Annotated in this window: 11 protein-coding genes; 7 read left to right on the top strand and 4 right to left on the bottom strand. The window is 62.4% G+C overall.

What is annotated here, in order from left to right; translation table 11 throughout:
* Positions 1–180: 180 nt before the first annotated feature.
* Positions 181–1,422 (bottom strand): LLM class flavin-dependent oxidoreductase, encoded by a 1,242-nt coding sequence (locus JQ624_RS01110; protein ID WP_212416988.1) that lies wholly within the window; start codon positions 1,420–1,422, stop codon positions 181–183.
* Between the two features lie 172 nt (positions 1,423–1,594).
* Here JQ624_RS01110 and JQ624_RS01105 point away from each other — a divergent pair, with 172 nt between their 5' ends.
* On the top strand, positions 1,595–2,296 hold the full coding sequence (locus JQ624_RS01105) for a VOC family protein (protein WP_212416987.1): 702 nt from the start codon (positions 1,595–1,597) through the stop codon (positions 2,294–2,296).
* Between the two features lie 156 nt (positions 2,297–2,452).
* Here the strand turns inward: JQ624_RS01105 and JQ624_RS01100 are convergent, their stop codons facing one another.
* Entirely contained in the window at positions 2,453–2,908 is a 456-nt protein-coding gene (locus JQ624_RS01100; RefSeq protein WP_212416986.1) for an Lrp/AsnC family transcriptional regulator, read from the bottom strand.
* A 249-nt stretch (positions 2,909–3,157) separates the two neighbouring features.
* On the opposite strand from JQ624_RS01100, the gene JQ624_RS01095 reads away from it, so the two are divergent.
* Positions 3,158–5,353, top strand: coding sequence for an outer membrane protein (locus tag JQ624_RS01095; protein ID WP_212416985.1), 2,196 nt, complete (start codon positions 3,158–3,160; stop codon positions 5,351–5,353).
* Between the two features lie 19 nt (positions 5,354–5,372).
* Here the strand turns inward: JQ624_RS01095 and JQ624_RS01090 are convergent, their stop codons facing one another.
* Together JQ624_RS01090 and JQ624_RS01085 are read right to left on the bottom strand one after the other, a co-directional pair.
* Positions 5,373–6,110, bottom strand: a complete 738-nt coding sequence (locus JQ624_RS01090; protein ID WP_212416984.1) for a formylglycine-generating enzyme family protein — start codon at positions 6,108–6,110, stop codon at positions 5,373–5,375.
* Between the two features lie 305 nt (positions 6,111–6,415).
* Positions 6,416–7,219 carry an FkbM family methyltransferase gene (locus JQ624_RS01085; protein ID WP_212416983.1) on the bottom strand — a complete coding sequence of 268 codons (804 nt, stop codon included), beginning with the start codon at positions 7,217–7,219 and terminating at the stop codon, positions 6,416–6,418.
* A 179-nt stretch (positions 7,220–7,398) separates the two neighbouring features.
* On the opposite strand from JQ624_RS01085, the gene JQ624_RS01080 reads away from it, so the two are divergent.
* From JQ624_RS01080 to JQ624_RS01060, 5 genes are all read left to right on the top strand, one after another.
* A complete protein-coding gene (locus JQ624_RS01080) occupies positions 7,399–9,018 on the top strand; it encodes a hypothetical protein (protein WP_212416982.1) in 1,620 nt (539 codons plus the stop codon).
* A gap of 134 nt (positions 9,019–9,152) precedes the next feature.
* Positions 9,153–10,622, top strand: a complete 1,470-nt coding sequence (locus JQ624_RS01075) for a glycosyltransferase (RefSeq protein WP_212416981.1) — start codon at positions 9,153–9,155, stop codon at positions 10,620–10,622.
* A gap of 118 nt (positions 10,623–10,740) precedes the next feature.
* A complete protein-coding gene (locus tag JQ624_RS01070) occupies positions 10,741–12,147 on the top strand; it encodes an MFS transporter (RefSeq protein WP_212416980.1) in 1,407 nt (468 codons plus the stop codon).
* Positions 12,148–12,297: 150 nt separating this feature from the next.
* The gene (locus tag JQ624_RS01065) at positions 12,298–13,500 is read left to right on the top strand and encodes a PHB depolymerase family esterase (protein WP_212416979.1); all 1,203 of its coding nucleotides are present in this window, start codon (positions 12,298–12,300) and stop codon (positions 13,498–13,500) included.
* Positions 13,501–13,657: 157 nt separating this feature from the next.
* Positions 13,658–14,035 carry a Rid family hydrolase gene (locus JQ624_RS01060; protein ID WP_212416978.1) on the top strand — a complete coding sequence of 126 codons (378 nt, stop codon included), beginning with the start codon at positions 13,658–13,660 and terminating at the stop codon, positions 14,033–14,035.
* Positions 14,036–14,143 lie beyond the last annotated feature (108 nt).

Genomic DNA, 14,143 nt, shown 5'->3' with positions numbered 1-14,143 from the left:
GCCTTGTTTCGCGGCAGCCTATAGCACGAACGTGTGACGGGATGCCCCGGGGGTGGTTCAATTGGCACCATAGCGCCCGAAGGCGTGCTGAAGATGGATTGCTTCGCTTCGCTCGCAATGACGGGGCCGGCAGTCTTGCAGACAGCAACGCCTCGAGATAGGCGCGCGACGCGAAGGCCGTCACGCCTTGCGTTTCGCCGCTTCCTTCTGCAGGTCCGGCGCATTGATGGTCGGGATCGCCACGCGTCCCGGGCCGGTGAGCGAGAGTGCCGCTGCGGCCTTTTCGTTTTCCATGATCTTCGCCATCACGGCCTGACCCGCCCGCTCGAACACCGCGCGGTTCTCGATCAGGAACTTTTGCGACTCACGCAGCTTCGCGACGTAACCGTTGATCTGGGGAATCACGTAGCGCGCGACCATGTCCCAGCTTCGGCGGGTGTTTTCCGGGTTGGCCCAGTCGTGCACGAAGCCGATGATGGTGCCGACGCCGCCCGAGACCTGCATCAAATTCTTGATGGTCTTGACCAGGTCGTCCGGCGTACCGATGGTGGAGGCGGCATTTTCGCCGCCGGCGGTTTTCTCGATCGCGTCCTCCGGCGATGTGAACGGCTCCAGCCCCGGACGCTGCAGCGTGCGGACATTATATTCATTGTGCCAGCGCATCAGGCCGGGACCGGCCTCGCGCTGTGCCTGTTCGCGCGTCTCGGCAATGTGCCAGCTTAGCAGCACGCGCCAGTCGGAGCGGCTCACCGTGGTGCCGGCCTTCTTGGCGGCGTCCTCGGCAAAGCCCCATTGCGTCGGCAGCGCCATCAGGCCCTGCGTCGACATCGAGCCGAGCGAGATGATGCCGATGCCGTATTTGCCGGCGAGCGTCATGCCGGACGGCGAAATCTGCGACGCTACCACGCAGGGCATTTCTTCCTGCAGCGGCAGCAATTGCAGCGCGGCGTCATTCATCGTGAACCAGTCGCTTTTGGCGGTGACGCGCTCGCCCTTGAACAGGCGACGGATGATCGCGAGCGCCTCGTCCTGGCGGTCGCGCTGCGTCATCGGGTCGATGCCGAGCGTGTGCGCATCGGAGGCCAGCGCGCCCGGGCCGGAGCCGAAAATGGCGCGGCCGCCGGTCATCCAGTCGAGCTGCACCATGCGCTGCGCGACATTGTAGGGATGGTGATAGGGCAGCGAGATCACGCCGGTGCCGAGCTTGATGCGCTTGGTGCGTTCGCCGGCAGCGGCCAAAAACATTTCCGGCGAGGCGATCATTTCCCAGCCCGAGGAATGGTGTTCGCCGCACCAGAACTCGTCGAAGCCGAGCGCGTCGATCTGTTCGACGAAATCGAGATCGCGGCGGAACTGCAGCAGCGGATTCTCGCCGATCGGATGATGCGGGGCGAGGAAGGCTCCGAACTTGAGGCGCGCCATGGGGTTTTCTCTCCGGACTTATTGTTTTTTGGAATTGCTCGGCATCAAGCCTACGGGGTGGCCAGGGGCAAGGCAATCCTGAGAAGCCCGCCGCCAGCGCATGGTTGTCGCGCGAAGGCGGCTGTCTTACCGTCGGCCGGAATTAGTTGCCCTCCCGCCGCTGAAAGCCACGATGAACCTCGCCAAACCCCGCATCGACATCGGCTTTGCCACCAACAACGCGCCGGCGGCGCTCAAATTCTGGCAGAAGGAGATCGGCTTGCCGTTCGACTACACCCAGCCGATCCGCCGCGGCTACAAGCAGCACCGTCACGATCTCTGCGGCTCGATCCTGAAAATCAACCAGGTCTACGAACCGCTGCCCGACAATCCGCCGTCCGGTTATCGCGAGCTGTTGATGGCGCGCGATGATGTTGCTGTGCCGCAGCCGATGATCGATCCCGACGGCAACCGTGTCGTGCTGGTGCCGAAGGGCATGTTCGGGATCGAACGCATCGGTATCCGTCTTGGCGTTCGCGACGTCGAGGCGCATCGCCGCTTCTACAGCGAGGCGCTTGGATTGCCGCAGGGCGAGCCGGCCGATGGCACGATGACCTTCCTGGCAGGCGACACGGTACTGATCGTCGAGCCGGCCGCGGACGCACCTGACGATGCCGCGTTCGACGGCAAGGGTTGGCGCTACATCACGTTCCAGGTCTTCGAAGTCGATCGCGAGCACGCCTTCGTGCTGGCCCATGGCGGCCGCGAGGCGCACGCGCCGGTCACGCTCGGGACCACGGCCAGAATTTCGATGGTGCGCGATCCCGACGGCAACTGGATCGAGCTGTCGCAGCGCGCCTCGCTGACGGGATCGCTGCAGCCGTCCACCGCGTGAAGCCATGGCGTTTTCGAGCGAAGCATGCCCTCGGACTTGATCCGTGGGTGGATACCGGTTCGCATAGCAATCAAGCTTGCGCAGATAGCGTAGACCTATCTGCGTTAGAAAACGCGTCAAAAAATCTTCGGTTCTGATTCAATCAGAGCCGGTGCCCTACAGGCTGATCTTCCACGTCTCTTTCGTCGTCGACAGCGTGATCAGCGTCTCGGTTCGCTCCACGCCGTCCACCGCCTTGACCGTTTCGCCGAGGAATCGTTCGAGGTCGCGCGTAGTGCCGACGCGAACCTTCAGGAGATAATTCCAGGCGCCGGTGATGTGATGGCACTCCAGCACGTCCGGTGACGCCTTCACCCGTTCCAGGAAACCTGCCTCGATCTTCGGGTTGCTCCAGCTCACCATGATGAAGGCGAGCAGATCGAGTCCCACCGCATCCGGCGCGACGCGGGCGTGGAAGCCCGAAATCACACCGGATCGAACCAGCCGTTTGATGCGGTCGTTGATGGTGGAAACGGCGACGCCGATCTTCTCGCTGAGAGCCGCGAGCGGCTGACGGTCGTCGTCCTGCAGCAGCATCAGCAGTTGGCGGTCGGTGTCATCGAGTCTTGCCATCGCGGCCTCTTCAAAAATTTCGCAAGTCTTCCGGATTTTGACCGGCCGGCGCGCCTCCGCAAAGGCCCTTCCAAGTCTTCGCAGCCGCCATTCCGATTATTTTACGGATCGTATCATAAAAACCACAATAATTGCGGAAAATTTGGCAAAGTCCGCGATACTTACAATGTGGAACCCGACTTCGTCTATGATCCACTCGCGGCCCGATCTGATCGGGACGATTGGAATTGGAAGTGCGAGGCCAGACCGATGCTGCGGAAATTGATTTTCGGAGGCTCCTCATGGGTGTTGCTGGGAGTGGCCGCCCCGGCAGCGGATCTGCCTCCGCAGACCAAGATTCCGGCCATGGTGCAATCCTGGGCCGGCTTCTACCTGGGCGTCCATGGCGGCTATGGCTGGGGCCGGAACGATTTTTCGCTCGTTCCGATCGCGCTGAATAACCCGGTCGGCGGGATTGGTTCCAGCGGCGCGGTTTATGGCGCCCACGCCGGACATAATTGGCAATTCGGTCGCGCGGTCACGGGCCTGGAGATCGACTTTAGCGCGGCTGACATCAAGGGCAGCACGTCGATATCGGGCGCCGTGCCCAACCAGTTCACCTACGACTACACGCGCACCGATCGTTTGAAATATCTCGGCTCCGCGCGGGGCAGGCTCGGTTGGTCGTTTACCGACAATCTCCTGATCTATGCTACGGCCGGCGCCGCATGGGAGCGGGTTGAAGCGTCGGGCAATCTGCGCGGCGTGAGCGCCATCAACGCATTCCAGAACGGCACGACCACGGGCAATACGCCGTTCGACCGCTTCGGCTGGGTAGCGGGTGCGGGCGTCGAGGCCAAACTCGCCGGCGGCAACTGGGTCGGCCGCGTCGAATACCTGCATTATGATTTCGACTCGGTCGAACAGGTCCGAACCCGGGCGTCGGCCTTCGTGAATTTTCCGTCCTTTGCGGAGCGCGCCGGACGGCAGAGCTACGACATCGTCCGCGCAGGCCTCTCCTACAAATTCGGAACGCTCGCCGCCGCAAACCCGGTCCCTTATGCCAAGGCGCCGGCGATCACGACGGCGACGTCGTGGGCCGGATTCTATCTCGGCGTTCATGCCGGCTATGGCTGGGGCGCGAACAAGTTCAGCGATCCCTGGCGGTTCACGCCGCTCGCAAGCATCGTCGGTCCCAACCTCAAGGGCGCGGTGTTTGGCGGTCACGCCGGCTACAACTGGCAATATGATCGCGCCGTCGCCGGCTTCGAACTCGATTTCAGCGGCACCGATATCAAGGGCAACTCACCGACCAGCTTTGCCGGCGTGGAGAGTGCGACGAGCTCGACCAGCATCGCCTATCTTGGATCGGTTCGCGGCCGGCTGGGCTGGTCGCCGTCGGACAATTGGCTGCTCTACGGTACCGCGGGTCTTGGCTGGGAGCGTCTCGACCGCAGCATGCTGATCGTCAGTCCCGCGCAAGCCGGAACGCAAAGCTTCGACAGCGTTGCCACCTCCAATCGCTTCGGCTGGGTCGCCGGCGCTGGCGTGGAGGCCAGGCTGCCCGGCAGCAACTGGATCGGCCGCGTCGAATATCTGCATTACGATTTCGGCACGATCGAGCCGTCAGGCCTGATCAACACCAACATCTTCGTGCCGTCCACCGCCGGCAACCATCATCTCGACATCGTTCGCGCCGGCCTTTCCTACAAGTTCGGCGATCCCGCGGGTGCGCCGGCGGTGCCTTACGCCAAGGCGTCGGCTGCCGCAGTCATGGCAACCAATTGGGCCGGGTTCTATCTTGGTGCGCACGGCGGCTATGCCTGGAAGGACAATGATTTCTCGCAAGTCGTGAACTTCATCAACGTCGCACAGGTCGGCGGCATCAGGTCGCGAGGCTGGGTCGCCGGCGGCCACGTCGGCTACAACTGGCAGTACGGTAAGGTCGTAACCGGTATCGAGACCGATTTCAGCTTCAGCGACCTCAGCGGAAATTCCGCCCTCATGATCGGGCCCGGCGAATTCGGCGGTACGCAAACCGGATTGCTCGGCGACCGCGTGAAATATCTTGCGACATCGCGCGCGCGGCTCGGATGGCTGCCTTCGGAAACCGTGCTGCTTTATGCGACCGGCGGTCTTGCGTGGGAACGGCTGGAGCGAGCCGTGACCACGGTGGAAATCGTAGCCCCATTGTCGATGACCGAAACGACAAGGACGCAGCGGGATCATTTCGGCGGCGTGATCGGTGCCGGCGCGGAATGGATGCCGTGGGGTCCGAACTGGGTCGGCCGGCTCGAATATTTGCACTACGATTTCGGCAAGGTGCAGGACACGGTTACCCGCACATCGACGGTGCCGGGCATTGCGTCATATTCGGAGAAGCGCGGACGCCAGACCATCGAAGTGGTGCGCGCCGGTATTTCCTACAAGTTCACGCCCGAACAGCCGGTCGTCGCCAGATACTGAGTCAAACGTGTAGCCGGCCTCACGGCTGCACGTTCAGCGTCCGCACCACACGAAAGCTGTGGTGGCTGCCGACGGTCGCGTTCTCGCGATAACCCGAGCGCACCATATTGGCCATCCAGTCCCAGGTGCCGCCACGCAGCATGCGCTTGTTGCAATCGCCTTCCAGCCATGGCGAGCCATCGGCCGGCGTGTCTTCATTGTAGCGCTTGTTGAAGCAATCTTCGGTCCATTCGAACACATTGCCATGCACCTGATACAGGCCGAACGGATTGGGCGCGTAGGAATCCACCACCGCAGGTCCCTTGCTGTCCATGCCGCGCGGCCCATTGCCATACGGAATTGACGCCTTGTAGCTGGCGTTCTGCCCGCTGATCGTATTGCCGAACCAGAACGGCGTGGTGGTGCCGGCGCGTGCGAAATATTCGCGCTCGGATTCGCTGGGCAGCCGATAGGTGCGGCCGACCTTCTTCGACAGCCAGGTCAGATATAATTTCGCGGCTTCGAAGTTGATGCCCTGCGCCGGCATGCGGCCACGGCCGAATCCCCTGTCGTCGCCCTTGATGCCGCCGCAGCCGCCGTCCGCGAGGCAGGCGTCCCATTCGTCGAACGAAATCGTGAAGCGGCCGACCGCGAACGGCCTTGCGAAGCTGACGCGATGGATCGGGTCTTCGCCCTTGAAGCGGTCCGGCTCGTCGGCCGGCGTGCCCATCATGAACGAGCCTTTCGGCACCACCACCATTTCAGGCAGATGTCGCACTCCTTGAAACTGTCCTTGGGTATCAGCGCCTGTTCGAGCTCCGGCGTCAGCGGCTGCACTTTCCTTTCCGGAAAGAGCTGCCGGGGAGGCCGCGCGGGGGCCTGTTCCTCCACCGCCACGGGCGCGGGGTCCGATGGCAGTGGCAACCGCTTCGGTGTGGCCGATGCGTCACCAACGAGGGAGATAACGAGCGCTCCAGCGAGGAGGGCGGAGAAATGCTTCGATACGGCAGGCTTCGCAGGCATGAACCATCTCTGGCGGACGACGATGCTGCTTGGTCGCGCGCAGAGGAAATCGCGTTCATTTCAGGAAATAGGCGCAGTCTCCGGTGGGCTGGCTTTGAGAAACAGAACATCGACATATCCGGTATGGCTCGCCTTGGCATGGATCTCCGGCGCGCTTGTCTTGCGGTGTGATCCGGTTCGTTCCAGCCAATAGGCCTCGTAACCAAACTGCGAAAGATGATCCATGATGGCGGATATGGATGATCCGAACATGTTCAATCCGCCTTCATGCAACTCCACGAAAAGCGCCGGTCCCGCCAGTCTCAGGATGTCGGTGGCGCCCTCGAGCACCATCATCTCCGCGCCCTGGACGTCGATCTTCACCAGGGCCGGGTGCAGCTTCGCCTTGTCGGGCACAAGCGCGTCGAGCGTTACGGCGTCCACCTGCAATCCGGTGCCGTCGCGCGAAATCTTGTGGTCGGCCGGGTGAAGTGGGTTGATCTCGAGCGATAGCTTGCCTGGAGCAGCGGCCGCCACCGCCTTCAACGGTTCGACGCGTTTTGAAAGGCCGGCCTTGCCGAGCGCCTTGAGCACGCTGTCGTAGTTACGGTCTTCCGGTTCGATCGCGATGACCTTGCCACCATCGCCGACCCATCTGGCGAAACGCAGCGCGAAAAATCCGACATTGGCGCCGACATCGATGACCAGCGCGCCCTCAGGCACGAACTCTTTGAGCCGGTCTATCGGGCCGGCCTCGAAGCGCTCCTTGTAGATCGCATAGAGCGCAAGGAACGCCCGATCGAACAACGGAAGCCGCTGCAGCCCGAGCTTTGCCGTCAGCTCGAACAGCTTGACGGCGGAATCCCTGATGAAGACTGCAAGCATTTCGGTGTGGTCCGACGGTCTCGATTTCCAGCGTTGGATTGCTGGCGGTTCATCTACCGCGGAAGCCTGCGCCATTGCCAGTGCCGCAGCATTTGCGCTTTGGTTGACAAGCCCGATTTAAAGCCACAATAGCTCCCTTGAGGCCTGTTTTTGCAAGATGAGACTGCAGTGGGCGGCGGATGAGCTTTGATTTGCACAGGCGATGGCCGTGGTCGCTCGGCTTCGCGATCCTGTTTCTCTCGCTTCCTCCCATTCTCTTTGCGCTTTATCCCAGCTCGTTCTGGGCAAATACCGACTATGAGCCGCTTGGGCTCGCGGACGCACTGAACCTGGCCTATCGGCTTGCCGACCGCCAAATGTATCCCGCGCGCGGCATGATGGATCACCCCGGCGTGCCCTTCTATTTCATGAGCTGGCTGGCGCTGGCGCTCGCCGGCTATCCGACGGCGACATCCGATCCAGGATTCTTCGCGACGGTGATCGCGAATGTCGAGCGATTTCATCAGAATGCGATTTGGCTTGGCGCGCTGGTTGGCGCGATCGGCATTTACGTGTTTGCGCGCACGGCGCAGAAACTAGCTCCGGCCGGCGTCGTCGCGCTCGGCCTGATCGTCTGGCTGGTCTCCACGCCGGCGGTGTTGCTGATGTTCCTGTCGCCGTCGATTGATTCGTTCGCGATTTTCATCAACGCCCTCTTCCTTGCGGTGCTGGTGAGGATCGCCTATGATCGCGACCTGCTGATGGGTGTCACCGCCTTGTCGGCGGCGACCGGCGCATTCGCCTATCTGAACAAGCTCTCCTACATCTACGTTGCGCTGGCGCTCGCCGCTACCGGTATCCTGAATCTGATCTTCCGTAAGCCGGGATGGATGCGCGCAGGGCGGCTCTGCATCCTGTTTGGCGCAATCTTTTTCCTCGTCGTCCTCGCCGTCGGCTTCGCCATAATCGGGCGGGAGGGATTTCACGACCTCTATCAATTCCACAAGAGCATCTTTCGTGGTTCCGGCATGTACGGGACAGGGCAAGGAGGCATGGTAAGCAGCGAAGCCTTGTGGCGCGCCGTGGCCGCGATACCAGCCGACAGGGCTTATGCGATGGTTCTCGCGCTGTGCGGCGGCGCTATCCTGATCGCCGGCGGGCTCGCAACCGGCCTGAGGGGTGCTCCGCATTTTCCAGCAGCGATTATCAGCATCGGTGCGGGATTCGCATGCAGTCTGTCGGCGATCATCGTCATGAAGCACTACGCGCTTCACTACACCGCAGGTGTTGCCGCGACGTTGCCCGCCGGCATGGTCGGCGGCTATCTGCTGCTGAAAGACTGGGGTTTCCGGCCTGGTGCATCCGGAGCGGTGCTCGCCATAGTCGTTTCCCTGCTCATGGCTACGCAGACCATGCCGGCGCTGATCTCCGTGCTGGCGTCGCGATCGAGCACGACCGAGCTGGCGAAAGCGGATTACGAAGACATCCACACGCATCTCGCAGGCGAGAAGCGTGTAGTGGAATTTGTCTATCGGGTACCGTTTGCGGATTTTGGGGAGGGCTTTGTGGTGACCTATGGCAGCGTCCCGCGATTGACCGAGGCCTATCGCCGGAGCCGTCCGAACGTGGTCAGCAGCATGACGGTCGATCTGGTTGATCGCGAGGTCGGCGCCTTTGTCCTCGACAAGGGTTACTTCCCGACCGCCGAAAGCATCAGGACCGCCCCCAACATCGCGTTACTGGCATCGAAGCCGATCACTATGCAGGACGGCGACCGGCTGATCGAGCTGCGCACGACTTTCCTTGTGATCCGCCGATGACGTAGCGCGCGAAGGTCTTTGCGCAGCCATCGCCGCACGTCGTTGGCCCTAGCCCCATTCTGGTTGACAACCCCCAGCAGCAACGCTTGTCTCGCTCGATCGACTGATCGTTCGCGCGTTCGAGTGAGGCTTCAATGATTACTGCTCTGCCAAAGCAGGATGGCGCCGTGCAAGCGGTCAGCCAGCGAAAACGGGTCCTGCTCGATCAAGCCGAAGCCTCCGGCGGCGAGCAATATCTTGGCGGCAAGTACAACTCCACCTATCGCGAGGACGATCTGAAATTCACGCAATTCCTGATTCCGCCCGGCAAGCGGGTTCTGGAACTCGGCTGCGGCCGCGGCGACATGCTTGCCGCCTTGCGACCGTCCTACGGCGTCGGGGTCGATTTCAGTGCCAGGACGGTTGCGAGGGCCCGGGCCCTTCATCCCGATCTGCATTTTGTTCTGGGCGATGCGGAAGATCCGGCAACGCTGGCGGCGATCGAAGGCCCGTTCGACTATGTCGTGATTGCAGACACCATCGGCATGTTCGAGGACATCGACGGCACGTTGCGGCTCGTGCGGTACCTGTGCGGACCGTCCACGCGTATTGTCATTTCCTACTATTCGCATTTGTGGGAGCCGATTCTGAAGCTCGCCGAGCTGATGGGATTCAAGAGCCGGCAGTCGCAGGTCAACTACATCGCCACCGTGGACTTCCTCAACCTGATGGATATCGCCGATTTCGAGGTGATACGACAGGAACAGCGACAGTTGATCCCGGTCCGCCTGTTCGGGCTCGGACCGCTCGTCAACCGCTATATCGCGCCGCTGCCGGGAATCCGGCATCTGTGCCTGCGGACCTACCTGGTCGGCCGGCCGATGCGGCAATTTCCCGATCGGAAGTTTTCCGCAAGCATCCTGATTCCGTGCCGCAACGAGCGCGGCAATATCGAGAACGCGATTTTGCGTATGCCGCGGTTCGGTTCGGCGCAGGAGATTCTGTTCGTCGAGGGCAATTCCAGCGACGGCACGTTCGAGGAGTGCGAGCGCGTCCGCGACGCCTACAAGGGTGAGTGGGACATCAGGGTGCTGAAGCAGGACGGCAAGGGCAAAGGCGATGCCGTTCGCAAGGGGTTTGCCGCGGCGAAGAACGACGTGCTGATGATTCTTGACGCCGATCTGACCATGCCGCCGGAAGCGCTGCCGAAATATCACGCGGTCATCGAGAGCGGAAAGGCCGAGTTCGTCAACGGGACCCGCCTGGTCTATCCGATGGAAACCGAGGCGATGCGCCCGCTCAACTTCATCGCCAACCGCTGCTTCGCCTACCTCTTCAGCTATCTCGTCAATACCCGCCTGACCGACACGCTGTGCGGTACCAAGGTGCTGCTGCGCAGGGACTACGAGGTGCTGGCGCGCGAGCGCGACTATTTCGGAAATTTCGATCCGTTCGGCGATTTCGACCTGATTTTCGGCGCGGCCAAGATGAACCTGAAGATCATCGAGACCCCGATCCACTACAAGGCCCGCACCTTCGGCGAGACCCAGATCTCGCGCTTCCGCGACGGCTGGCTATTGTTGAAGATGGTGTGGTTCGCCTACCGGAAGCTGAAGGCGATCTAGCGCTGCGGCCTGAAGCAGCCGCCGATCCGCACGGGATCGCTTACCTCCGGGGTAATCGCGGACATGATCGAGGCCTGAGATCATCCGATGCAACGATTCCCGGACAAGGCCCGTTCCCATGCATCAGATCGTCTCGAATCCCGTCGATACTTCGCGCCGCTGGTGGGTGCTGGCGACCGTCGTCGCGGCGCAATTCATGTTCGGGGTCGACGCCTTCATCGTCAACGTCGCGATCCCGACGATAGCGGCCGAACTGCACGCGAGCGCGGCGCAGATCGAGGCGGTCATCGCAGTCTACCTGATCGCCTATGCCACGCTGGTCGTCACCGGCGGCCGGCTCGGCGATATCTACGGCGCGCGGAACGTGTTCATATCGGGCGTCGCCGGCTTTACCATCACCTCGCTGTGGTGCGCCCTGGCGCAATCCGGCCCTGAACTGATCGCGGCGCGGCTGGCGCAGGGCGCGACGGCGGCCCTGATGGTGCCGCAAGTGCTTGCCACCCTTCATTTGCTGTTTGCGGATGCCTCGCGGGCCCGCGCCTTCGGCATCTACGGCATCATGCTCGGCCTGGCCGGCGCGGCAGGCTTCCTGCTCGGCGGCATCCTGGTCACGCTTGATCTGGCGGGGCTCGGCTGGCGCGCGGTGTTCTTCGTCAATGTGCCCGTCGGAGCTGCCATCATCGCCGCGGCCTGGAAAATCATGCCGGGCTTTCAGCGCCGGGCCGGGACGCGGCTGGATATTCCGGGTGCGATCGTGCTGTTTCTTGGCCTGCTGTGCCTGATCGGCCCGCTGCTGTTCGGCCACGATCTGCACTGGTCGCCCGCGGTCTGGTTGGTGATGGCGGTAGGTGTTGCCATCGTCGCTGCCTTCCTGCGGCTCGAACGCGCGGTTGCCCGCCGCGGCGGCATGCCGTTGATCGATCTCGCACTGCTGTCGGACAAGGCCTTCATGCGCGGGCTGGCCGCCGTGTTCTTTTTCTTCTTTGCCAATCTGTCGTTCTATCTGGTCATGACGATCTATATGCAGAACCGGCTGCAGATTCCGCCGCTGCAGGCCGGGCTCGTCTTCCTGCCGCTGGCGCTAACCTTCGTGATCGCTTCGCGCCATAGTGGAATGCGCGCCAAATATCGCGGCACGCTGGTGCTGATCGAGGGCTGCGCCGTGCAGATTGCCGGCCTTGCGGCATTGGTGATGGCGATCGAATGGATCGATACGCCATCCGTAATGGTTCTTGCACCGGTGCTGACGATCTTCGGCTACGGCCAGGGACTCGTCATGGCGCCATTGTCGAGCGCCGTGCTCTCGACCGTGAAGCCCGTGAGCGCCGGCGCAGCCTCCGGCACCTACGGCACGACGGCGCAGATTGCGAACGCCGCGGGCGTCGCGGCGATCGGCGCGGTATTCTTCGCGATCGAATCGAATCAGTCGAGCCGGCTGGCGCTGCTTGCCGCATTGGCGCTGTTGACGCTGTCGATCGTCGCCTGCGCCGCATTTCTGACATGGACGCGTCGGGTCACGAGATGACAAATTAACGTCATCTGCCAAAATTTGATTGTGGGGAATGACAGTGCACGGCCTTTTTATTTCGCAGTGCAGCAACTATCTGTTCCTAGTAGCATGATTAAGTAACGTCATTAAGAACAATCACCCCGAACAATCGCCCCAGGAGTCCTCTTGTCGCTCGCGAAGAATGTCGAATTCTTGCGCCATTTCCCGAAGCTGAACGGGTTCAATGGCTTGGGAATCTATGGCCGAAGCACTTCGCCGGGGGCCAGCAGTCCGCTCGTCGAAATCTCAGGATTTGGCACCAATCCCGGCGCGCTCAAAATGTTCGCCTATGTGCCGGAGCCGTTGCCGCGCGCGCCGGCGCTCGTCGTCGTCCTGCACGGCTGCGGCCAGACCGCGGCTGGTTACGATTTGGGTGCCGGCTGGTCGACACTTGCCAAACGCTACGGCTTTGCGTTGCTGATGCCCGAACAGCAGGGCTCCAACAACGCCAACACCTGCTTCAACTGGTTCAATCCGGGCGACATCGCGCGCGGCCGCGGCGAAGCCGCCTCGATCCGGCAGATGGTCGCGCGGATGGTCGCCGATCACAAAATCGATCCCCGCCGCATCTATGTGACCGGCCTTTCCGCCGGCGGCGCGATGACGTCGGTGATGCTGGCGGCCTATCCGGAAGTGTTCGCAGGCGGCGCCATCATCGCAGGTCTGCCGTACGGCATCGCCAGCAATGTACGGGAAGCGCTCGGCGGCATGATGCAGTCGACGTCGCGTCCCGCCGGCAAGTTGGGCGATCTCGTCCGCAAGGCTTCGAAGCACAGGGGTCCGTGGCCGAAAGTGTCGGTGTGGCACGGCAGCGCCGACCGCACGGTCAACCCCGGCAACGCCGACGAAATCATCAAGCAATGGCTCGACGTTCACGGCCTGCCGTCAGCGCCGATGTCGATCGGCGATGTCGACGGCCATCCGCGCGAGGTCTGGTGGAACGCCGACGGCGAGACCGTCGTCGAGTCCTACACCATCACCGACATGGCCCACGGCACGCCGTTGGGCCTGGCCGGCAATGACGAACGCTATGGCGCGGAAGGTGCGTTCCTGATCGAGGCAGGGATCTCGTCATCCTATCACATCGCGAACTTCTTCGGCCTCACCGAGCGCGTCAGCGAGACTGCAAAGCCGGTGGTCAAGGTGCCGGTCACTCCATCGGCGGCTACGGTATCCCTGCAGTCCTCCGATCTCGCCGCCACGCTCTGGTCGAAGTCCCACAAGCCGGTTCGCCAACCCAAGCCGGCGCCGCGCGAACCCAAACGCCGCGGCATCGATGTCGGCGCCGTCATCACCCGCGCCCTGACGGCCGCGGGACTGATGAAATAGCGCGCCGGCGGCGCCCACGCTGACGCGGTTTCGGCAAACAGTTTGATCGGCGTGACCGTGACTTCGTCGCCCGCCATCTGGTCTTCTCGGTACGACGCTTGAAGACATCCACTCACGCGCGTGCTGTACTGAAGCAGTACCGCGGAGGAGTTGACCGTTGATCAGAACCAATTTCTCTTCGGGCTATCCCTTCGAGGACGCATACGGCTATGCGCGCGCCGTCCGCGTCGGGAACCAAGTGTTTGTTTCCGGAACGACGGCCCGCGGTCAACACCTCGATGGCGATGCCTACGCCCAGATGAAGTCCGCAATCGCCACGGTCGCGGTGGCGCTTGCGGAGGCCGGCGCGGAGCTACGTCACGTCGTACGAACCGTTGTCTATGTTCTCGACATGGCAGATGTCCACCAAATCGCGCGCGCGCATGAAGAGACATTCGGTGCGTCGCGTCCAGCAAGCACTCTTGTACAGGTCGCTGGTCTAACACCCGCTTCGGCTCGAGCCGAAATCGAGGTGACAGCTGTCATTCACGATTGATTCGATACACCACGTGCCCGCGCTCGTTCCCGCCATCGCCGCGATCGGCGACCGGGACACGCGCCATCTCGCGCCGGAAGATGCCGGGGATGGCGGCGGAATAGTCGC

It is taken from the genome of Bradyrhizobium sp. AUGA SZCCT0283 (genome assembly GCF_018130385.1).
Lineage (GTDB): Bacteria > Pseudomonadota > Alphaproteobacteria > Rhizobiales > Xanthobacteraceae > Bradyrhizobium.
The sequence above is the reverse complement of the archived record's forward strand: the minus strand, read 5'-3'. Positions and strand labels throughout refer to the sequence as shown.